This window comes from Enterobacter sp. SENG-6 (genome assembly GCF_001605945.1).
Taxonomy (GTDB): domain Bacteria; phylum Pseudomonadota; class Gammaproteobacteria; order Enterobacterales; family Enterobacteriaceae; genus Enterobacter; species Enterobacter cloacae.
The window spans coordinates 93,230-114,056 of the sequence record NZ_LOMM01000033.1; the positions used below are offsets into that span (position 1 = coordinate 93,230).

At 55.5% G+C, this 20,827-nt stretch carries 17 protein-coding genes; 6 read left to right on the forward strand and 11 right to left on the reverse strand.

Features of this window, described 5'->3' with window-relative positions; translation table 11 throughout:
- Positions 1 to 3 precede the first annotated feature (3 nt).
- From tssK to AX755_RS16205, 3 genes are read right to left on the reverse strand one after another with little or no spacing between them, the layout of a single operon-like run.
- Complete coding sequence (tssK, locus tag AX755_RS16195; RefSeq protein ID WP_062857082.1) at positions 4 to 1,347, reverse strand: type VI secretion system baseplate subunit TssK; 1,344 nt, start codon at positions 1,345 to 1,347, stop codon at positions 4 to 6.
- Positions 1,348 to 1,372: 25 nt separating this feature from the next.
- On the reverse strand, positions 1,373 to 1,876 hold the full coding sequence (gene tssJ, locus AX755_RS16200; protein WP_013096175.1) for a type VI secretion system lipoprotein TssJ: 504 nt from the start codon (positions 1,874 to 1,876) through the stop codon (positions 1,373 to 1,375).
- Between the two features lie 23 nt (positions 1,877 to 1,899).
- A complete protein-coding gene (locus AX755_RS16205) occupies positions 1,900 to 2,394 on the reverse strand; it encodes a hypothetical protein (RefSeq protein WP_058678610.1) in 495 nt (164 codons plus the stop codon).
- 860 nt (positions 2,395 to 3,254) lie between these two features.
- Between AX755_RS16205 and AX755_RS16210 the strand changes: the two genes are divergently transcribed.
- Positions 3,255 to 5,543 carry an FdhF/YdeP family oxidoreductase gene (locus tag AX755_RS16210; RefSeq protein WP_062857083.1) on the forward strand — a complete coding sequence of 763 codons (2,289 nt, stop codon included), beginning with the start codon at positions 3,255 to 3,257 and terminating at the stop codon, positions 5,541 to 5,543.
- On the opposite strand, the gene AX755_RS16215 is transcribed toward AX755_RS16210, so the two are convergent.
- The gene (locus AX755_RS16215) at positions 5,509 to 6,300 is read right to left on the reverse strand and encodes a phosphate/phosphite/phosphonate ABC transporter substrate-binding protein (protein ID WP_062857084.1); all 792 of its coding nucleotides are present in this window, start codon (positions 6,298 to 6,300) and stop codon (positions 5,509 to 5,511) included. The two genes, AX755_RS16210 and AX755_RS16215, sit on opposite strands and share 35 nt — an antisense overlap.
- Positions 6,293 to 7,264, reverse strand: a complete 972-nt coding sequence (locus AX755_RS16220) for a fatty acid desaturase (RefSeq protein ID WP_062857085.1) — start codon at positions 7,262 to 7,264, stop codon at positions 6,293 to 6,295. Before AX755_RS16220 ends, AX755_RS16215 begins: the two co-directional genes overlap by 8 nt.
- 164 nt (positions 7,265 to 7,428) lie before the next feature.
- Here AX755_RS16220 and AX755_RS16225 point away from each other — a divergent pair, with 164 nt between their 5' ends.
- Together AX755_RS16225 and gap are read left to right on the forward strand one after the other, a co-directional pair.
- Positions 7,429 to 8,409 (forward strand): GlxA family transcriptional regulator, encoded by a 981-nt coding sequence (locus AX755_RS16225; RefSeq protein WP_062857086.1) that lies wholly within the window; start codon positions 7,429 to 7,431, stop codon positions 8,407 to 8,409.
- A gap of 78 nt (positions 8,410 to 8,487) precedes the next feature.
- Complete coding sequence (gene gap, locus AX755_RS16230) at positions 8,488 to 9,498, forward strand: type I glyceraldehyde-3-phosphate dehydrogenase (RefSeq protein ID WP_062857087.1); 1,011 nt, start codon at positions 8,488 to 8,490, stop codon at positions 9,496 to 9,498.
- A 41-nt stretch (positions 9,499 to 9,539) separates the two neighbouring features.
- On the opposite strand, the gene AX755_RS16235 is transcribed toward gap, so the two are convergent.
- Positions 9,540 to 10,727 (reverse strand): MFS transporter, encoded by a 1,188-nt coding sequence (locus AX755_RS16235; RefSeq protein WP_013096167.1) that lies wholly within the window; start codon positions 10,725 to 10,727, stop codon positions 9,540 to 9,542.
- A 115-nt stretch (positions 10,728 to 10,842) separates the two neighbouring features.
- Between AX755_RS16235 and AX755_RS16240 the strand changes: the two genes are divergently transcribed.
- A complete protein-coding gene (locus AX755_RS16240; RefSeq protein ID WP_062857088.1) occupies positions 10,843 to 11,799 on the forward strand; it encodes an AraC family transcriptional regulator in 957 nt (318 codons plus the stop codon).
- A gap of 13 nt (positions 11,800 to 11,812) precedes the next feature.
- On the opposite strand, the gene AX755_RS16245 is transcribed toward AX755_RS16240, so the two are convergent.
- The gene (locus AX755_RS16245; RefSeq protein ID WP_062857089.1) at positions 11,813 to 13,192 is read right to left on the reverse strand and encodes a carbohydrate porin; all 1,380 of its coding nucleotides are present in this window, start codon (positions 13,190 to 13,192) and stop codon (positions 11,813 to 11,815) included.
- A 94-nt stretch (positions 13,193 to 13,286) separates the two neighbouring features.
- The gene (locus AX755_RS16250) at positions 13,287 to 14,645 is read right to left on the reverse strand and encodes a glycoside-pentoside-hexuronide (GPH):cation symporter (protein WP_038984676.1); all 1,359 of its coding nucleotides are present in this window, start codon (positions 14,643 to 14,645) and stop codon (positions 13,287 to 13,289) included.
- Positions 14,646 to 15,010: 365 nt separating this feature from the next.
- Here AX755_RS16250 and AX755_RS16255 point away from each other — a divergent pair, with 365 nt between their 5' ends.
- On the forward strand, positions 15,011 to 16,696 hold the full coding sequence (locus AX755_RS16255) for an alpha,alpha-trehalase (RefSeq protein WP_040020044.1): 1,686 nt from the start codon (positions 15,011 to 15,013) through the stop codon (positions 16,694 to 16,696).
- Between the two features lie 67 nt (positions 16,697 to 16,763).
- Here the strand turns inward: AX755_RS16255 and AX755_RS16260 are convergent, their stop codons facing one another.
- Together AX755_RS16260 and AX755_RS16265 are read right to left on the reverse strand one after the other, a co-directional pair.
- Positions 16,764 to 18,866 carry a TonB-dependent siderophore receptor gene (locus AX755_RS16260; protein ID WP_062857090.1) on the reverse strand — a complete coding sequence of 701 codons (2,103 nt, stop codon included), beginning with the start codon at positions 18,864 to 18,866 and terminating at the stop codon, positions 16,764 to 16,766.
- Between the two features lie 113 nt (positions 18,867 to 18,979).
- On the reverse strand, positions 18,980 to 19,234 hold the full coding sequence (locus AX755_RS16265) for a GlsB/YeaQ/YmgE family stress response membrane protein (RefSeq protein WP_013096161.1): 255 nt from the start codon (positions 19,232 to 19,234) through the stop codon (positions 18,980 to 18,982).
- 206 nt (positions 19,235 to 19,440) lie between these two features.
- Here AX755_RS16265 and ycgR point away from each other — a divergent pair, with 206 nt between their 5' ends.
- Complete coding sequence (ycgR, locus tag AX755_RS16270) at positions 19,441 to 20,172, forward strand: flagellar brake protein YcgR (RefSeq protein ID WP_023621730.1); 732 nt, start codon at positions 19,441 to 19,443, stop codon at positions 20,170 to 20,172.
- 38 nt (positions 20,173 to 20,210) lie between these two features.
- On the opposite strand, the gene emtA is transcribed toward ycgR, so the two are convergent.
- Positions 20,211 to 20,822, reverse strand: coding sequence for a membrane-bound lytic murein transglycosylase EmtA (gene emtA, locus AX755_RS16275; RefSeq protein ID WP_023621731.1), 612 nt, complete (start codon positions 20,820 to 20,822; stop codon positions 20,211 to 20,213).
- Positions 20,823 to 20,827 lie beyond the last annotated feature (5 nt).

Genomic DNA, 20,827 nt, shown 5'->3' on the forward strand with positions numbered 1-20,827 from the left:
TTATTATTCAGTCGGGCTACGGATGGCCCAAAACTCCATATCAAGACCCGGGAACTCCCCTGCGAGATGCAGGGCGAATGCACCGGACTTATCCATCTCGTGCCACAGCTCGCTGCCCTTCTCCAGTTCAAAGTAGCTGTAACCCGCATGCCATGGGATTTGCGGCGGCGCAACCGGCATGGCGCGCAGCATAATGCCCGGCAGCTGTAACTGAACCAGATCGCGGATTTTCGACACCGGCGCGACTTTCATCTGGGCAGGGAAATGGGTTTGCAGGTGTTCGCCCGGCACGTTGGCTTTGACCGCCAGGACGAAGCCGAACTCGCGCACCATGCTGGTCTCCGGCACCGTGGCGATGTTCAGGCCATGGGAGCGCTCGTTCAGCGGCAGCTGAATGGCCTGATCTTCCATCACCAGCGACAGCCCCTGACGCAGCATCAGCATCAGCTTGCTGAAGCATCCCGCAAGATCGTCGTGATCGTAAATCGGCAGCACGCTTTCGGCGGTGCGTTGCGAGGTCCAGGTGGCAAGCTCCGTGGCAAACGGCAGCCAGCTGCGCCAGAGCGTTTCCGGGTGCAGCAGCGGGAGCGTTTTTAAATGGGAGACTTCGCCCAGGTGACGGTTAATCAGCGACAGCAGCGTAAATTCGATCAGCTCTGAGGTGTTAAAGCGGCCAGGCTGGCGCAAACGCCCCCCAATCTGCTGGCTGCGCTGCACCAGCAAGCCGTGCAGATCGTTGACCATGCTGTAGAGTTGCGGGCTGTTGCAGGCGTTCAGCATCGGCGGAATGTAGCTGCTATCCAGACGCACATGGTTGTCGTTGCGCTTTTCCGCGACAAACGCGATGCCAATCGCTGTCCATTCGGCCGTCAGATCTTTTTCCAGCATCAGGGTCAGACGTAAACGGCCAAACTGCACCGTGGCATCCCCCACCGACATGGCGTTATCGTCTTCCACCTCCTGCTCGAAGGCGATGAAACGCGCCAGTGACGCGGGCTCTTCGCTGAAAATAACCTCTTCACGCTCTCCCCTACGTACCGGCAGCGCGAGCACCACCTTTTCGTTGGTGAGATTGTCAGGAATTTTCAGCGGGGCCGGGCCATTGCGCCCGTTGCGAACCTGGAAAAACGTACCGTCGGGTAGCACGCCGCTGGCGTAGCTCAGGGCAATGCAGCCCTGGCGAAGCATCGCTTCGTCCAGTTCAACGTCGAGGAAGCCCCAAAGATACGATCGCTGCAGCGCACCCCATTCCCGAACGTGGTTGAGCAGATAACTTTCTGTCCGTTGAAAATGGTGTGGACGCAGGAACATGCCTTCGGTCCAGACGACCTTCTCTGCTTTGGTCATGATAGGTTTCCTGTTTTTAAGCGCGTTACTGGCTGATGACCCGGATGCCATTTATGTCGAGAAAGACATTGGCCTGGAGTTCATCGGATGACCATTTCCAGAACTGGTAGAGATGGTTTTCGCCTGGTACAGGCAGTGGGAGTGAAACACGCCATTTCTTTCCATCCAGCATCTGATATTCGGCCATAACACCGATATAGCGCGCCTCGGGTGAGCTTTGTCCGCTAAGGGTTTTCGAAAGCTGGCCTGGCATCAGGAAGAAAACATCGCTGTTCAGCAGATTCGCGCCAAGCGTGGCTGACGCGTTGTTCTGCAGGGAATAGAAGTCACTGGACATGAAATCCGCATCGGACTTCAACAGCAGCACTCTGACTTTAAGCGGCGCAGAATCATTGATTTGTGGATGAGCCTGAAACTGCAGATTGTAGCGGGAGGGGTCGCTGTGTGAAGACGACGAACAACCACTGACCAGGGCGAATATCACCGCGTAAAAGACGAACCACAGCTTATGAAAATTTTTATTATTCATAAAAATACGCTCAGAAAAGCCGTTTAGTTCAGGATCCAGGTACCGTTAGCGCTGTCTTTGCAGGCTTTGCTGTTACCATCGACATCGACACAGGTCGCTTTTTTACGCGCCTTAGGACGAATAGCCTGTTTACGCACGGTGGCTTCGTACTGATCGGCTTTGATTACCGCACGCATTGGAACGTAACCAATCAGCTGGTCTTGTCCTTCATCGGCAAGCGCCATCCAGTAGTGTTCAACCTGCCCCAGCACCACGTAGGTTTTACCGGTGACAAGCGTACTGACCACTTTCCCACCGAAATCAGGGCGGCTCATCAGGGAGGCCGGATACATGGCACGGTATGGCTCGTTAACCTGAGTGAACTCAGCAGGAGGCGTGATGGCATGACGGTGGGTTAAGGTGACGCCGTTGACCTGGCTGGTCACGATCGTATCGTCGGTGACCACAGGTTTCTGCGGCGCTTTACAGCCCGCCACCGCCATTACAAACAGAAGTGAAAACAATACGCGCATTTTCATATGCTTTTCCGTAGCGATATTTCGATGATGAGATAAAGGGGATGAAGTTTGACTTAAGTGCTATCGTTAAAATAGCCAGGATATTTTCGGGGCGTTACTATTATTCGGGCATAGCTACCGCACGAGCCCTTCAGAATAAGGCCCAGCGTCTTCCTGACATATTTTGACAAACGGTAAACAAGTTTACATGAGCTTGTCACCAATTCAATATTTCCTTCCTCACAACTGCTGCTTAATGAAGCACCCGACTCATTATAGGATTAATCTGAGAAAAAAAGCTTACTTTGCTGAATTTGTCTTATTATTACGCTTTCCTCTAACACAAGCCATTGATTCAGAAATGAAAAAATCAAAAGAGAACCATTGTCATTAACGCAATACTGCTATTATCGCCACTACCATAATTAGTAGAATGGGGATTTTTTCAGGGGGAGTATGAATATATCTTCCATGAATTATTTGTTGCATTGATAGCGTATCTTTAATAGCGATGACTTTTCCGCCCTGAATTAAGACAATTCATAGACGATGAAAAAAATTAATTTTACGGCGCAAAATAACCTGGTGCCTTTAATCCCTTAGAGGCACGATTTACACCACCTGCAGAGAATTAACAGTTAAGCAGGACTACATCTTTATTCCCCGGCGCATTGTTCACTTTATCGCCTTCAGCATCGTCGGGTAAATATATTGCAGGTTCCCCTGCCCGCCTTTCGTTTGAAATTTTACTGTCACTAACATTGTCGCCTTCACGCCACCTTGTCAGGACACATTATCGACATGATAAAAATTTGTTATGATTTCTTTAATTTTTCTCAGCCGCATCATGCACGACCGGCGGTCTAACAGGGTAATCTGGAATGAATAACAAACGACGTGCCGTTCCCGGCATCAGACCTTACGACGGCCCTGCAGGCGGCTGGGGAGCATTAAAAGCGACGGCAATTGCCGTGCGAACACAGATGGATGCCCTGGATGCTCCCGCCACGCTGTTGCGCACCAACCAGCCTGACGGCTTCGACTGCCCGGGCTGCGCGTGGCCAGACAAAGAGCATAAATCCACGTTCCAGTTCTGCGAGAACGGGGCAAAAGCCGTCACCTGGGAAGCCACCAGCAAACGGGTGACCCCTGAGTTTCTCGCTCATAATACCGTTACGTCGTTACTGGCAAAATCTGACTTTGAGCTGGAAGGATACGGGCGCCTGACCCATCCCCTGCGCTATGACCGGGCAAGTGACACCTTCCGCCCCGTTGAGTGGGAGGATGCCTTCGAACGCATCGGCGAGGTTCTGCGTGGGCTTGAACCAGACCAGGTGGAGTTTTATACCTCCGGCCGCGCCTCCAACGAAGCGGCCTGGCTGTTCCAGCTTTTTGCCCGCGAGTACGGAACCAATAATTTTCCCGACTGCTCTAACATGTGTCACGAAGCCACCAGCGTCGGTTTACCGCGCTCCATTGGTATCGGGAAAGGCACCGTCTCGCTGGACGATTTTGACAAGACGGAGCTGGTTATCTCCATCGGGCATAATCCCGGCACCAACCATCCGCGTATGATGGGCACCCTGCATGAACTGGCCCGCCGCGGCGTGCCGATCATCGTCCTGAACCCGCTGCGCGAGCGCGCGCTGGAACGGTTTGCCGATCCGCAGAGCGTGATTGAGATGGCGACCTACAGCTCTACCGACATCGCCTCTACCTACTTTCAGGTTAAAGCCGGTGGCGATGCCGCCGCGCTAAAAGGCATCGCCAAACACCTGCTGCAAATGGAAGCCGGGCGTGGCAACGTGCTCGACCACGCGTTTATCACCGAACACACACAGGGCTTTGAAGACTTTGCGGCAGACATTGCGCAAACGAACTGGGACGCCATTGAGCGCGAGTCCGGGCTGAGCCAGGCGGCGCTGAAACAGGTTGCCGATGCCTACGCGAAATCGAATGCCACCATCATTACCTACGGCATGGGCATTACGCAGCATAATAAAGGGACTTCCAACGTCCGCCTGATCGCCGATGTGCTGCTGCTGCGCGGCAATATAGGCAAGCCCGGTGCGGGGATCTGTCCGCTGCGCGGCCACTCTAACGTTCAGGGAAACCGTACCGTCGGGATAAGCGAGAAACCAACCCCGGCGTTTCTGAACCGTCTTAAAGAGGTGTTTGGCTTTGAGCCGCCCTCTCACCATGGCCATGACGCAGTGCAGGCAACCCAGGCCATGATTGACGGTCGTGCCAGAGCGCTTATCTGCCTCGGCGGCAACTTTGCGGTGGCGATGCCCGATCACGAAAACGGCTTCCCGGCGATGAGTAAGCTGGATCTGAGCGTGCACGTTGGCACCAAGCTGAACCGTACGCACCTGCTGGTGGGTAAAGAGACCTTCATTCTCCCCTGCCTTGGCCGCACGGAACTGGATATGCAGGCCAGCGGACGTCAGTCCATTACCGTTGAAGATTCCATGTCGATGGTTCATGCCTCCTCAGGCAAGCTGAAACCCGCCTCTCCTCTGCTTCGCGCCGAACCGGCTATTGTGGCCGGCATGGCGAAAGCGACCCTGAAGACAACCCGCGTGGACTGGATGCACCTGGTTGCGGATTACGATCGCATTCGCGATCTGATTGAGCAGACCATTCCGGGCTTTGAGGACTATAGCGCGCGGATCCGGGTACCCGGTGGATTCCGTATGCCGCTGCCGCCCACGAAACGTATCTGGCCGACGGCGACGGGCAAAGCGATGTTCTCGGTATTTGAAGGGGTCAATGAAGATGCCAGCGGTGAAGGTGATAACGTCCTGCGTCTGATCACGCTGCGCAGTCACGACCAGTACAACACCACGATTTACGCTCTCGACGACCGCTACCGGGGCGTCTTTGGCCGTCGCGACGTGCTGTTTATGAATGAAGCGGATATGGCGCAGTCAGGACTGGAGCACGGCGACCGGGTGGATATCGAAACCGCCCTGCCGGGCAGCGCTCAGCGTCTGGAGGATATCACTGTGGTGGCATATGCCATCGCCCCGGGCTCGGTCGGGGCCTACTATCCTGAGGCTAACGTGCTGGTTCCGCTCGACTATCTGGATAAAGAGAGCGGCACGCCGTCGTATAAATCGGTGCCCGTCCGCCTCACCCTGCGCTCGAAAGAGATCCGTCCGCTGTAATCCCGGTTAACACAGACCAGGCCTCACGCGCCACGACGCTAAACCCGCCGATAAACAGCGCATCACACACGCCCCGGTATTCCGGGGCGCTCACCAGCGTGGTTAGCGCATCACGGATGGCATGAAGCGTTTCGGGTGTGGTGCCGGACGCGGTGATCAGCGGCAGTCCTGGCGTAAGGGGCGTCTGGTCAATCACAGTTAGCCCCGCCAGCAGGGTCGGTTCATGCTGCTGCAACAGCGCATACGTCACGCAGTCGATCGCTGCGATATCCCCTCCCCCACGTTTTACTTCGATCAGCGACTGGCGATGGCTGCCGCTAAAGATAACCTCTGAGAACCAGGCGTTTAACGCACGTGACGGCACGCGGTTGCGCAGCGCATTGTAGCCAGACTGGGAATCGGGCGCGTTACATACCACCCGCCGTCCGCGAAAATCAGCCAGCGTGCGGTGTTTATCCTCATCACGTACCACCAGAAAACTGCGGTAGTGAATGCCTTCGCAGCCCGGTACCCGGTAGTGAAAACAGCCGACGACCTGTACCTCCGGCAGTTGTGTCATCAGCGGGTAGCCGCAGGTCTGGCTCAGGATAAGATTAGGCTGCTGCCAGTGTGCCAACAGGTCAGGCTCAGGCCTGCCGGGAATAAGCTCCTCCACCGGCAGACCACGCGCCACCAGCAGACGCTGGACGGCCCGCCACAGGGCAAGAGTATCTGTACTATCCACCGCATATATCGGAAACGCCAGCCGGTTACTCATCTCCTTCCTCCTGTTGACGCCAGGGATGTACGGTGACGTCCACCGACGTTTTCCAGAACCGTCGCATCCATTCGCCATACCCTCTGACCAGAAACCCGTGGTTACGCTCCCGGTACGCCTGCTGGTTTTGCAGGTAGATCGTCTTAAGCCCGTACCAGGGCACGCCGGGTAAATCGTGATGTACTGAATGGTAGTTAAGATTTAAAAACAGCACGCGCCAGAACAAGCCTGCTTCGTTAATCACCGAACGCGCCAGCGGGTCGTCCGCCGCGCGATGTTCCAGAAAAGAGCGTACTTTTGTCAGCGCCAGCGCCGGGTAGCTTACCGCCAGCACAAACCAGAGCGGAGAGAAACCGTTGTGCATCATCCAGGTAAAAAGCAGCGCCAATAACGCTATATGCACAAGCCACATCACCATCGCCCGCAGTTGAAGATGGCGAAACGCCGCCACCGCGCTGCCCAGCGTCTGGAGAATATCCAGCAGCGGCGCCAGCAACAGTCGCCCGGTAAAGGTGTTTCGGGCGTGGATCACCCGCTTCTGCCAGGACGACAATCGCGCCCAGCTCGCCTGCGAAAAGTAGTATGACTCCGGGTCATCCACCGGAATGGTGAGATGGTCGTGACGATGGTGGGCCAGATGAGAATCCCGGTACAGGCCATACGGATACCAGACCGCCAGCGGCAGCGTGCCAAAGAGCTGGTTCAGCCACACGAAACGCGTGGGATGGCCGTGGATCAATTCATGCTGAAGGGACATATACCAGGCGGTAAACCCAATCAGCAACAGCGTGGCAGGCAGCAGACCGAGGGTGTGCCAGAACGCCAGCGTCGAGAACCAGCCGCCATAAATGGTGGCGATTAATATCCACGTGGGCAGTTCGGTTCGCCAGAGAAACCCCGAGGCGAGATGGTGAATTTGGTCGCGTTGCTGCGGATGTAAATAGAGGGAGCTTCGTTTACCCATTCCTTCAGAGCCGTTTCGCCAGAGATAATATGCTGACGATCCGGGATAACGCCTGAAATAACAAAGAACTTAAATCACTTTGCTTTGCCAGAAAGGTGTGTTGTGCCAGCCAACGCCCTTGCCCTCCGCTTGACTTACTTTGTAATAAAGGTACTTTTCAGGACATGAAGAAGATCCTGATTATTGTTCCTGACGGCGGCATGTTGTTTGAAGCCGCCGGCATCGCCGACATTCTGATGCAAGCCAACCGCCTGCATCCGGGAGGCCATGCGCAGCCCTGCTATCGCATCATCATCGCCACGACCCAGCCGCACCAGGTGATCCACGGCCAGTCCGGTCTCAATCTGCTGGCAGATTATCGCCTGCCGGAGCTGGATCCCCGTGAGCCGCTTGATACCATCATCATTACCGGGCGCGGCATGAACGAGCAGGAGAGCACCGCCGTGGTGGACTGGTTGCATCTTGCAGCCCCCCATGCGCGGCGGATCGCCTCCATTTGCGGTGGCGCAATGCTGCTGGCCCAGACCGGTTTGCTTGACGGCCGTCGGGCAACCACCCACTGGCGGCTGCTGGAAACTATGCAAGCGCAGTACCCCACCATCCGTGTTGAGGGAGGGCCGCTCTATATTCAGGATGGCCCTGTCTGGACCTCCGGTGGCGTGAGTTCCGGCTTTGATCTGACCCTGGCGCTGGTGGAAGACGATTATGGCTTCAGCCTCGCGCGCGACGTGGCGCAGGATATGGTGATGTATCTGCGCCGCCCGGGAGGACAGCTACAGTTCAGCCGCTATAACCTGTCGCAGTCCGGCTCCTCCGGCCCCATCAGCGAGCTGCAAACCTGGATCCTGCAAAACCTGACGGCCGATCTGTGCGTCGAAAAGCTGGCGGAAAAAGTAGCCATGAGCCCGCGCAACTTCACCCGGGTATTCACCCGCGACACGGGGGCGTCTCCGGCACGCTATGTGACCGAAGCGCGCCTTGCCGCAGCCCGACAGTTGCTTGAACAGACCGACGATCCGCTGTCCGTTATCGCCGAGAAAAGCGGATTTGGCACCAGCATCAACCTGCGTCGCGTATTTGAAAAACAGCTCCACCTCACACCCGGTGAATACCGTCAGCGTTTTCACTGCCGCAAAATGGCGTAATGTGATCCTTTTTTGTCGTTTACGCCATCCGGCCTGAAGCCTACAGTGACTCCAGACAACAGAGATAAGGAGTGCATTATGGTTAAGGTCGGCATTAACGGTTTCGGCCGTATCGGACGTAATTTCCTGCGCGCGGCACTGGGCAATCCGGACCTGCAGATTGTGGCGATTAACGATCTGACGGACAGCAAAACCCTCGCCCATTTGCTTAAGCATGATTCCCTGCTCGGCACACTACCGGCACCCGTTGAAGCGGCGGACGGCGCGCTGCAGGTTGACGGCCAGCGCATTACCGTCTTTAGCGAACGCGATCCGGCGAATATTCCCTGGCGGGATGCGGGCGTTGAAGTGGTGATTGAAGCGACCGGTTTCTTCACCGAGCGCGGAAAAGCGCTGGTGCATATCACCCACGGTGGGGCGAAGCGCGTCATCATCTCCGCGCCGGGTAAAAATGACGATCTGACGGTGGTGATGGGCGTTAACCACGAGCAGTACGATCCGGCTAAGCACGTGGTAGTGAGCAACGGGAGTTGCACCACGAACGGCCTGGCCCCGGCTGCTCAGGTCCTGCATCAGCAGTTTGGTATTGAGCATGGCCTGATGAACACCACGCACGCTTATACCAACAGCCAGGCGCTGCACGACCAGCCGGAAAAAGATCTGCGCGGCGCACGTGCAGCAGCCCTGTCGATTGTGCCGTACTCCAGCGGTGCCGCGAAGGCACTGGGGAAAGTCATCCCGTCTCTGGACGGCAAGCTGACCGGCTATTCCCTGCGCGTACCGGTTCCGGTGGTCTCGATTGTGGACTTAACGGTAACGCTGAGCCGTGACGTTACGGCCGAAGAGGTGAACGATGCGTTCCGCAAAGCCGCGGCCAGCGGGCCACTGAAAGGCATTCTGGGATACAGCGATGAACCGCTGGTCTCCAGCGATTATCAGGGCGACCCGCGCTCTTCAATTATTGACGGTCTCTCCACCCTGGTAATTGGTGGTCGGATGGTGAAGATCCTGGCGTGGTATGACAACGAGTGGGGCTTCTCTAACCGCCTGGTGGATCTGGCGGTACTGATGGATAAGAAAGGGTTGTAAGGTTTAAGCCGGGTGGCGCTTGCGCTTACCCGGCTAATAATTCACTCCGCCTTAACCTTCACGCCCATCAACACAATCACCATCGCCGTTACCAGCAGGAAACCGCTTCCGGCAAAGACGCCGCTGGCGCCGTTGAGGTCAAATACCGCCCCGCCCACGGCCGCCCCGGCGCTGATTGCCAGCTGGATAGAGGCCACCAGCAAACCACCTGCACTTTCGGCTTCATCTGGCACCGTCGTGGCAAGCCAGGTTGACCAGCCCACCGGAACCAGACCAAACGCAAAGCCCCACATCGCCACCAGTAATCCATCCAGTATCGCCAGATGACCAAACGCCACCATGGTGAGTGCCAGCACGCCCATGGCGAACGGTACCAGCGCCAGCGTCAGACGCAGATTACGCGCCAGCAGATGTCCGGCTACGGAGGTACCGATAAAGTTGGCAATCCCAAAGCCCAGCAGGATCAGCGAGATGCTCTCCACGCTCGCCTGCCCCACCGTTTCAAGGAACGGACGCAGATAGGTAAAGAAGGCAAAATGACCGCTGAAGATCAGAATGGTCGCCAGCATTCCACCGATCATTCCCGGACGACGCAGCACGCGGAACAGTGTGCCCAGGCTGCCGCTGCTCTCCGGCTTCATTGACGGCAGTACCCAGAGCTGCCACAGCAGCGCCAGCATGCTCGGCAGAATGCAGAGGATAAAGACGTTACGCCAGCCAATCAGGCTGCCAAGATAGCTGCCCAGCGGGGCCGCGACCACCGTGGCGATTGACACGCTGGAGAAGATCACCGCCAGCGCTTTCGGCACTTTATCGGCAGGCACCAGACGCATCGCCGTGGCGGTCGACATCGCCCAGAATCCCCCGATGGCAATCCCTAACAGCAGGCGTCCCATCAGCAGTACGTGCAGCGTGGGTGCAAAAGCCACCAGCAGGCTGGAGACGATTTGCAGCACCGAGAAAAACATCAGTACCCAGCGACGGTCGATACTTTTGGTCGCCGGGGTGATCAGCAATCCGGTGACCAGCGCGACCAGCGCGGTGGCGGTCACCGCCTGCCCAGCCATCCCCTCCGTTACGCCCAGGCTTGCGGCCATGGGCGTTAACAAACTGGCGGGCAGGAACTCCGCCGTGATCAAACCAAACACCCCCAGCCCCAGTGAATAGACGGCCCGCCAGGCGGGTTTTGCAGGCACAACAGCCTCTCTCGCCGCGACACATGAACTCATCTGTTGATCTCCCGTTATGAAAATGTGACAACTGTCGCAAAAGGATAGAGTGTTCACCCTGGACGATCTATGACATATAATCTCCACTTATTGATTATTCGTCCGGAGTTTTGCCATGACCGCTCAGTCCCCCGATCTGATTAGCGAGCTGTTGCGCGGAATGCGCCTGTCGGGCGTGAAATACCGCCGCATTGAAGCCAGCGCGCCTTTCGGCGTGGCGTTCCACCAGGCGCCGGGCAAAGCACAGTTTCATTTTGTCAGCCGCGGCAGCGCCCTGCTGCGTATGGAGAGTGGCGCAACGTTCACCTTAAGCGGCGGCGATGCCCTTTTTATTCCGAACGGTAATGCGCACGCCCTGCTGTCTGACGAGAAAGCAACCATTACGCCGGTTAGCGCGTTTCCCAGCGAGCCTATCTGCGGCTCGGTCTGCGCCATCACCTGCGAACCCTGCCCGGACAGCGAGAACACCGTGATTTTCAGCGGATGCATGGACTTTGAACTGGGCGGAATGCAGCCGCTAATTAAAGCGATGCCGGAAGTAATGATGGTGAGCCGGTTGATGTCCACCTGGCCGGAGATCCACCCGCTGCTGGCGGCGATGGAACGCGAATCCATGACGCGTCAGGCCGGATTCGCCGGGATCCTCGCGCGGCTGGCGGACGTGGTGGCGGCGCTAATCGTGCGGGGCTGGGTTGAAGGAGGCTGCGGAAAAGCCACCGGCTGGGTGCAGGTACTGCGTGACCCGCGTCTGAGCCGGGCCATTTACGCCATGCACCAGCAGCCGGGTCTGAACTGGAGCGTGGCGGATCTGGCAAAAGAGGCTGGCACCTCCCGCTCGGTGTTTGCGGAACGTTTTCTCGCCGCGACGGGCACCACCCCGGCGAAATACCTCAGCGAATTGAGGATGCGCCTGGCCATTCAGTACATTCGCCATGAAAATCTGCCTATTGAAACGGTCGCGCTGCGCCTGGGGTACGGATCCCTTGCGGCGTTTAGCCGGGCGTTCAAGCGAATTATCGGCCATGCGCCGGGCACGCTGCGGGAGACCAGCCAGACCCCGGAAGAGGCCTGACTGGCGCAGGGCATCAGAAGTAGTATTTGAAGCGCACGCGCCCGCCGTAGCGATCGTCGTTACGGCCATCGCCATCATTCGGATGTGCTTCAACCCAGGAGGCATACGCGCCAAGATAGATATTGAAATTCTTCATCTTCATGACGTTCGGGATCAGGTACGACGCATGAATGGTGTGAATATCATAATCACCGGGATCGGTCACCCAACAGTCACCATCACAGTCCGCATTAAAGTTGGCGGTGTTGAAATTATCGATCTGGTTATGCGCGTAGATATAGCCCAGCTCAACATTGTGCCATAAGGCATTCACGCCCGCGGTGAAATCCGTCTCGTCGGTAGCATCCATGTAGGCGGTATTCAGGTTCGCCACGATACCGTCATCCGGATCGGTTTTTTGCCCGTTCCAGGTCATGGTAAAGCCATAGCCGGTGCGGTCAGACTGGTCGACCCAACTTCCGGACGCATCGTGGTAGCCGTAGGCATTGTTGACGAGGTTGCTCTCCATCGCGATGGCGGTCGAGAAGTTTCCTTCCTGCCAGGCAATCACCGGACGGACGTAGGCGACGTTTTTATCGTTATCCAGGTCCATGCCATGATACTGCTGGTCAACAAACAGCGAGCTGCCGTCTTCCAGCAGCGTGTTAACCTCGAGATACCAGTTGCCCAGGGTTTTACTCAGCAGGAAGTTACCGCCGCTGTCGCTACGCCCCCGCCCCTCTTTCATCATATAGATATAGCCGTAACCATCGCCGTAGAGATCGTTAGCGGTGTTGCCGGAATATTCAACGAAGGTATCCTGGTTAAGCGGGAACATATCATAGGCTTCAAAGCGGCCAACTTTTACCTTCCAGTCGTTTTCTGTGCCAAAGAAGAAGACCGCGTCATCCAGGTTCATTTTGCCCGTTAAGTCCGCCAGCGGCTGTACGGAGAAACCGGCAAAATTGCCGTTTTCCATTCGCTTATAGCCGTCAAACCCCAGCAGCAAACGCCCGTTAATATCCCAGCGTTCATGGTTACCGGGTGCCCAGTCTTTATTGGCTGTCGTTTTCATGGACGTTAAACTGCCGGTCTTGCTGGCCGCATCCATATTAAATTCAACGTCACCATAAAATTTAATATCACCGTAGCCGGATAACGTAAGCTTAGGTGCCGTTTGCGCTGTCGCAGGCTCTGTGGATTCAACCACCACAGGATTTGCAGCTACCACGGTATGCTGCTGTTGCTCCAGAACCTGAATTTGTGCTTCTGCCTTTGCTGCCCTTGTTTCGGCCTTTTCGAGGCGCGCCTCCAGTTGCGCCAGTTTATCTTCCAGACGTTGGGTATCATTTGCTGCCATTGCTGCGGTAGAACAAAACGCACTGACGAGCAGTGCAAGGTATTTCACTTTCATCGACTCCATCCTCGTGAGTTAATCATTATTTCCTGACGGACACAGAGAACCTCACCGATAATTCAAATGAATTATCGGCTTACTGCTTCAACTATTAAGAGTTAGCGAATTCGCCTTTGTTTAAATCACTCACCACGCCATTCATGACGTTTTCAGTTAATTTATAAAATTTGATCGAGAATGCGGTGAGTAAATAAAAGAGTGATGGGATTAACGTGAACAATAAAATAACACCCTGAATGGCGGATTCTGACTGTACGGTACTGTTCGACTGGTAATTAAACCAGGCCAGCACCCAACCCAGAATGGCACCACCGACGGCGACACCCAACTTAATCACGAAAATATTGGCCGCAACATTCATACCTGTAATACGACGTTGGGTTTTCCATTCACCGTAATTATTTGCGTCAGTGATCATTGACCACTGCAACGCGCCGTTACCGCCCTGGACAATCTGAATGAGCACATGGGCAATCAGTGGAATGACCCAGAACTCCAGCGGCAGCCAGAAGCAGGCCACGCCTAACGCAGCGTTGAGAATATTGATCCAGAACGAGAGTTTAACCTTGCAAAAACGGGTCCCGAACGGCTGCGCCAGAACCGAACCAAACATCGAGGCCAGCATCCCGCCCAGCATAAAGAACGAGATGACGTCAGCCCCCTTGTTGAGAACAGTGTTCACGTAATAGACCACTGCACCACCGCGGATCACCACCGCCACCAGCATCATAAAGTTGTAGATCGAGAGAATGCGCCACTGATCGTTACGAAAGAGAATTTTAACGTCCCGGGCGATGTTCAGATTTTCCTCTTTGATCGGCTGGACACGCTCTTTGGTGGTAACAAAACAAATGATAAACATCACGCAGCCGATTGCGCCAAAAAGCGCCATCGCCACCTGAATGCCGGTCGCCCTGTCGCCGGGGTAGAGATAGTCCGCCAGGGGCAGAATCAGCGCGGTGCCGAGCGCCCCGCCAATTGGCGTAATGGCAAAGCGCCAGGACTGCAACGAGAGGTTTTCACGCGGATCGGACGTCAGCGCCGCCCCCAAAGAACAATACGGGATATTTATGGCTGTATACATCAGGGTCATAAATATATACGCGCCAACGGCATAATAAATTTTCCCGGTTTCAGTAAAATCAGGTATGGAATATACCAGCACGCAACTCACCGCAAAAGGAACGCATATCGCCAGCAGCCAGGGGCGAAAACGTCCCCAGCGAGTGGATGTTGCATCGGCAATCGCTCCCATAACGGGGTCGGTAATGGCATCTAATAAGCGGACCAAAAGAAACATGGTTCCCATTACGGCCGGGGGTAAGCCATAAATATCCGTATAGTAATACGCCAGAATGGCGACCGAGGAGTCAAAAACAATATGACTCGCGGCATCTCCAAGGCTGTAGCCTATTTTTTCCCGGACCGGAATTTTTTCACTCACTGACATCACGTTACTCCTTATTGATGAAACCGGTTTCTGCTTTGGCAATAATTTCGCCTGAGCGCAACGAGGCGATCCATTATGTTTTTTCACCATGAAGTTATGTTTTTTGCTTTATGTGATCGGGATAAATAAAAGAAAGCCTTTATCCGGAAAATTATGCGTAACGGATCGCAATTTATTTTCTCGCCTTCAGCCATTCACAATATCAATATTTCAGCCGCGCCACCGGGGCATTAAACGCAACGGTAAATTGTCTGGATTTGTGCAAAGTGCGATGTTCGACACGCGAAGCGCGGAATATTCGACTAAGGTTTTCTGGTGAATGATTACAGCGTGACCGCTGCTCAGCGAAATAAGGAGAAGCACCGATGATAACACCTCAAAAGCTGCGCCCTCGCCTCTTACCTCTGGTTCTGGGCAGTGCGCTGCTCGCGGTTGCCGCGACAGGCAACGCGGAAGAGATGAACTCTGGCCAGACAAATTCACCGGATATCTTGCTCGGCCCTCTTTTCAACGATGTCCAGAGCGCCAAACTCTTCCCCGATCAAAAAACCTTTGCCGATGCCGTACCGAAAAGCGATCCCCTGACGATCCTGGCCGACTACCGCATGCAGCGTCGTCAGTCCGGGTTTGATTTACGCCATTTTGTTGATATGAACTTCACGCTTCCCGCGGAAGGGGAAAAATATGTTCCTCCTGCGGGGCAGAGCCTGCGTGAGCATATTGACGGGCTGTGGCCTGTGCTGACGCGTACCACCGATAAAGCCAGTAACAAATGGGATTCACTCCTGCCCTTACCAAAATCCTACGTTGTGCCGGGCGGGCGTTTCCGCGAGGTCTACTACTGGGACAGCTATTTCACCATGTTAGGGCTGGCGGAAAGCGGCCACTGGGACAAAATCAGCGATATGGTGGACAACTTTGCCTACGAGCTGGATACATGGGGGCACATTCCGAACGGCAACCGCAGTTACTATCTGAGCCGCTCCCAGCCGCCATTTTTCTCGCTGATGGTGGAACTGCTGGCCACGCACGACAGCGAGGCGCTGAAGAAATACCGTCCGCAAATGGAAAAGGAGTACGCCTACTGGATGGAGGGCGCAGATGCGCTGCAGGCCGGAGAGGCCAACAAACGCGTGGTGAAGCTGGAGGATGGCTCACTGCTTAACCGCTACTGGGATGACCGCGACACGCCGCGTCCGGAGTCGTGGCTTGACGATATCACTACCGCCAAAAGCAACCCTAACCGCCCGGCAACCGAAATCTACCGCGATTTGCGCTCTGCGGCGGCCTCAGGCTGGGACTTCAGTTCCCGCTGGATGGACGATCCGCAAAAGCTGGGCACCATCCGCACCACCAGTATTGTGCCGGTGGATCTGAACGCCCTGATGTTCAAGATGGAAAAACTGCTCGCCCGGGCAAGCCAGGAGAGCGGCGATGCCGCCAGCGCGAGCAAATATGAAGCCCTGGCCACGGCGCGCCAGAAGGCGATGGAGAAGTATCTGTGGAACGATAAAGAGGGATGGTATGCGGATTACGACCTGAAGAGTAAGAAGGTGCGTAATCAGCTCACGGCTGCAGCGCTCTTCCCGCTGTATGTGAAGGCCGCGGCACAGGATCGCGCGGATAAAGTGGCTGCAGCGACGTCCTCACGTCTGCTGAAACCGGGCGGCATCACCACCACCACCGTGAACAGCGGCCAGCAGTGGGACGCCCCCAATGGCTGGGCGCCACTGCAGTGGGTAGCCACGGAAGGATTGCAGAATTATGGACAGGACAAGGTTGCGATGGATGTCACCTGGCGCTTCCTGAAAAATGTTCAGCATACCTACGATCGCGAGCAGAAACTGGTGGAGAAATATGATGTCTCCTCCACCGGTACGGGCGGCGGCGGCGGTGAGTATCCGCTACAGGATGGATTCGGCTGGAGCAACGGCGTGACGCTGAAGATGCTGGATCTGGTCTGTCCGAAAGAGAAACCGTGTGACAGCGTGCCGCAGAATCAGCCTGCGGCGAATGATGAGGCTGCGCCGGTGAAAAGTACGGCGCAGTAGGCGAACAATGCCGGGGGGCGCTAACGCCTACCCGGCCTGCATTCCCTGCGGGAGAGGGAAACAGTAATCAGAAGCTGTAGCTCGCCCCCAACTGATACGTCCGGTCACGCCCAATCCAGCAGTTTGTCGCGTCGTAGCAGGTCAGCGTCTCTTTGTTGGTGATGTTTTGCGCGCTGGCTTTCAGCGTCAATCCCTCCAGCGACGGCAGGATTTCCCCCATACGATAGGAGGCCGCCAGATCGTACTGCATGGTGCCGCCCAGTTTGCCCGCATCGTTGTTCGGTGAAATTTCCATTGGACCGGTGTAGCGCGCCCCTGCCCCCAGCATCAGCCCTCTCAGCGGCGTGTTGTCAAAGGTGTAATCCCCCCACAGGTTGAACGCGTTCTCCGGCACCTGCGTTGGCCGTTTGCCCTGGTATTTGTCATCTTCGGTATTGATCAGATGGGTGTAGGCATAGTTGGCAATCAGGGTCACGTTATCCGCTGGGCGGCTGACGATTGAGAGCTCAGCCCCTTTAGATTCCACTTCTCCGGTCTGGCTGTAATTCAGGAACCCTGGATCGGAGGTGACGACATTTTTCTGACGGATATTAAATACCGAGGCGGTAAAGGTTGTGGCGTAATCCGCCAGCAGGTATTTTACCCCGCCTTCCACCTGCTTGCTGGTGGTTGGCTTCACGTTTTTAGCCGTGAGCGTACCCTGCGGCGACACCGGGGCAAACCCTTCGGAGTAGCTGATGAACGGTGACAGCCCATTCTCAAACGCGTAAAGCGCGCCCAGGCGTTTGGTCACGCGGTCCTGCGAGACCCACGCCTTGTCGCCATTCTGCATATAATTGGTGGTTACCGAGCGGTAATCGTCATAACGCAGGCTGGCCAGCAGATTTAAACCGCCAAACTCCACCTGATCCTGCAGGTAATAGCCGTTTTGCTGATAGCTCAGACGATTTTTCTGCCCCGTATACAACCCGAGATCGCGTTCATTGATCTGCGAATAGTCAGGATTTCGCATATCGATGCCAGGCGTTGTTGAGGCATAACGGTAGTAGAAGTGAGAGTCCATCTTTTGATAGTCAAACCCGGCCAACAGGTGGTGTTTCCACTCTCCCAGCGCCACGGTTTTGGTTACCTGGTTATCGATGTTGAAGCTCTTCAGATCTTCATCCGTGGTGTAAGCAAACCGGTTAAGCTGGTAGACCGCGCTCCCCGTCCCCGTGGCATAAACGCTGCGCTGGTGGGTGTCGACATCAAAGTACCGTGCCTTCTGGTTAAAGCCCCAGCCACTGTCAAACTCATGTTCAAAGCTGTAGCCCAGCATCCACTGACGCTGTTTGAAACCGCTCCACTCATCCCCGGCATAATCCCGGCGGTCGGCATATTTCGAGCGCAGATAAGCAAGCGGCAACGGGTTGGATGGAGACAGGCTCGGGGAGTTTTGCGCCAGTGCATCAACCGTAAGACGCGTTTTGCTGTCCGGCTCCCAGGTCACGGACGGGGCAACCAGATAATTTTCATAGCGCGTGGTATGGGGCTGATCGTCATTTTCCGTGGCTTTGCCCAGCAGGCGGTAGTTCCAGTCGCTGTCGGCAATTTGTCCGGTCGAGTCGAGATAACCCTCCTTCAGATTGCGATTGCCGGTGTTGAAACCCAACTCGGTATGGGCGGTTTTTTGTGGCTTTTTACCCTGAATATTCACCAGCCCCCCCGGGGAGCCACCGCCGTAGAGCACAGAAGATGGCCCTTTGAGGATATCAACGCTTTCAATCAGCAGTGGATCGATGCGCGCTTTGGTATTTCCGGTGACGTTATACGGCAGTTGCAGTCCGTTGTAGAACTCCTGGTCAACGGAAAAACCACGGATTTTATATTCGCTCATGTAGGTGGTATTGCCACGCAGCTCTGTCGAAACGCCCGGAACATAGCGCAGGATTTCGTTCACGGAGTTGGCATGGCGTTGCGCGATCTGCTGCGCAGAGACGGTATCGATCACCTGCGGCGTTTTACTTTCGGCAACGGCCGATTTGGTTGCGCTGTTTGTCCATGCGGGGAGAACGCTACCCTGCTCAGAACCGGTGACAAGAATGGTGGATTCTTCAGCAAATGCCTGTGCCTGTAATGCCAGCGTCACAGCTCCTGCCAACGCGCATACTGCAAAACGTGAGGTGTTCATAATGTCGTCTTGTGATTATATGTAACTAGGAACGACAATTATTATCATTTCGATTAGCAAATCAATATCACGACAAAAAAAACGGCCCTGTCGCGAGAGCCGTTTTGTGTCATCTATGCCCGTCGGAGCAACCTGAATATGCCCAGGACAACAATGGCGCCCACCACAGCCACAAGGAAACTGTGCAGGTCGAATCCACTGATGTCGCCCCCAAAGCCAAACATGGTCGCCAGCCAGCCGCCGACAACCGCACCAACAACCCCAAGAACACAGGTCAATATAAAGCCGCCGCCATCATTTCCCGGCATGATGAGTTTAGCGATAGCCCCGGCAATAAGACCAAAGATGATCCACGCGATAATACCCATAGCGATGCCCTCTTGCAGGTTTAACGCATGCGCAGAAAACCCTCCGCGCAGGTAACGTAAGTATAGGTCATCACGGTAAAACCGATTTCATCTCACCGACTTAACTTCTCTGTGCTGCGAAAAAAACTCACCGGTTTGTATTAAGTTTCGTTTCACGCTGCCGATAACGCAGAGACAGTCTGTCATTTATCAAGGAGCCATCCGGCGTGAGTAATTACAGTGAGCAGTTCCTGAAGCAAAATCCGCTGGCTGTATTAGGGGTATTGCGCGACCTGCAAAAAGGCGAGGTGCCGCTGCGCATCAGCTGGTCAAACAATCAGTTCATCAGCAAGATCCTGGATGCTTCTGCAGAGAGGCTGGTCATCGACCTGGGCAGCCAGGAGCATGAAAACCGCGCCGCGCTGCGGGCGGAGAAAATCTCGGTGATGGCAGAAACGCACGGCGCAAAAGTGGAATTTGTCCTGCCGCGCCTGGAGTTGAGCGAATACGGTGGTCTTCCGGCATTTGTCACCCCGCTGCCGGCCAACCTCTGGTTTGTTCAGCGCCGTGAATATTTTCGTATCAGTGCCCCGCTTCACCCTGCCTATTTTGGTAAGGCCAAAATGCCGGACAAAAAAGAGATCCGCTTTCGCCTTTTTGACCTATCCCTGGGCGGCATGGGTGCGCTGATGGATACGCCAAAGCCTGACGGACTGGTAGAAGGCATGCGATTTACCCAAATCGAACTGGATATGGGAGGCTGGGGGCGTTTTTACTTTGATGCGCAGCTGATCGCCATCAGCGAGCGTAAGGTGGTCGACAGCAAAAATGAAACGATCGTCACACCGCGTCTGAGCTTCCGCTTCCTGAACGTCGGGCCGGGCGCAGAGCGTGAACTGCAGCGGATTATCTATTCTCTGGAGCGAGAGGCGCGGGAGCGGGCGAATAAAGTGTTGTGACAGGAGCCGGGCAGCACACAGGCCGCCCGACAACGGCTTTACATGGCATCCATTGCTTTCTGAACTTTCCAGATATAACGCGGAGCCTGTGGTGCCGGATGATTTTTCACCACATGTTCAAAGAACTCGTCTTTGTCCATGTCGTTGATCTCTTCTATCGCCTCTTTACGGTCCGATGAGAACGTCCTGAGCAGCGCACCCGCGCCGTTCACGTAAGAGACCACCAGCGCATACTGCATCACTTCAGGATCCTCGATTCCCTTCAGCACGCCGTGTTCCAGAATGCTCAAATAGGCCGTGCCCATGGAGATGTTGCGTTCCGGGTTTTTCAGCTCGCTGGTTGACGGCTGACCACGCCAGCCCATATAGCGGTAGACCTCTCTCCCTGCGGTTGAGGCCTTAAGCTGCATCAGCCCCACGGCGTTAGATTTGCTGACAAGCGTTGGGTTACCGCCGGATTCCACGGCAATGATCGCCGTGATCAGTCGCGGGCTGACGCCCCAGGCCTTGCCTGCCTGTTCACTGATCGGCATCCACTGCATGGCCCGTTTTACAGGCACTTCCGGGTTCCATGCCGGGTTTTGATAGTCATGTTTTGAACTACAGCCAGCCAGCAACACAATCAAAAAAGCAAACCATCTCAATTTCACGTCAT

Bases quoted from the DNA above. Each gene is read 5' to 3' on its own strand.
- AX755_RS16250 (WP_038984676.1), bottom strand. From the start codon at position 14,645: ATGTCAGTGAGTGAAAAAATTCCGGTCCGGGAAAAAATAGGCTACAGC.
- AX755_RS16225 (WP_062857086.1), top strand. From the start codon at position 7,429: ATGAAGAAGATCCTGATTATTGTTCCTGACGGCGGCATGTTGTTTGAA.
- AX755_RS16205 (WP_058678610.1), bottom strand. From the start codon at position 2,394: ATGAAAATGCGCGTATTGTTTTCACTTCTGTTTGTAATGGCGGTGGCG.
- tssK (WP_062857082.1), bottom strand. From the start codon at position 1,347: ATGACCAAAGCAGAGAAGGTCGTCTGGACCGAAGGCATGTTCCTGCGT.
- AX755_RS16255 (WP_040020044.1), top strand. From the start codon at position 15,011: ATGATAACACCTCAAAAGCTGCGCCCTCGCCTCTTACCTCTGGTTCTG.
- gap (WP_062857087.1), top strand. From the start codon at position 8,488: ATGGTTAAGGTCGGCATTAACGGTTTCGGCCGTATCGGACGTAATTTC.
- AX755_RS16215 (WP_062857084.1), bottom strand. From the start codon at position 6,300: ATGAGTAACCGGCTGGCGTTTCCGATATATGCGGTGGATAGTACAGAT.
- AX755_RS16265 (WP_013096161.1), bottom strand. From the start codon at position 19,234: ATGGGTATTATCGCGTGGATCATCTTTGGTCTTATTGCCGGGGCTATC.
- AX755_RS16245 (WP_062857089.1), bottom strand. From the start codon at position 13,192: ATGAAAGTGAAATACCTTGCACTGCTCGTCAGTGCGTTTTGTTCTACC.
- AX755_RS16210 (WP_062857083.1), top strand. From the start codon at position 3,255: ATGAATAACAAACGACGTGCCGTTCCCGGCATCAGACCTTACGACGGC.
- AX755_RS16240 (WP_062857088.1), top strand. From the start codon at position 10,843: ATGACCGCTCAGTCCCCCGATCTGATTAGCGAGCTGTTGCGCGGAATG.
- AX755_RS16260 (WP_062857090.1), bottom strand. From the start codon at position 18,866: ATGAACACCTCACGTTTTGCAGTATGCGCGTTGGCAGGAGCTGTGACG.
- AX755_RS16235 (WP_013096167.1), bottom strand. From the start codon at position 10,727: ATGAGTTCATGTGTCGCGGCGAGAGAGGCTGTTGTGCCTGCAAAACCC.
- AX755_RS16220 (WP_062857085.1), bottom strand. From the start codon at position 7,264: ATGGGTAAACGAAGCTCCCTCTATTTACATCCGCAGCAACGCGACCAA.
- tssJ (WP_013096175.1), bottom strand. From the start codon at position 1,876: ATGAATAATAAAAATTTTCATAAGCTGTGGTTCGTCTTTTACGCGGTG.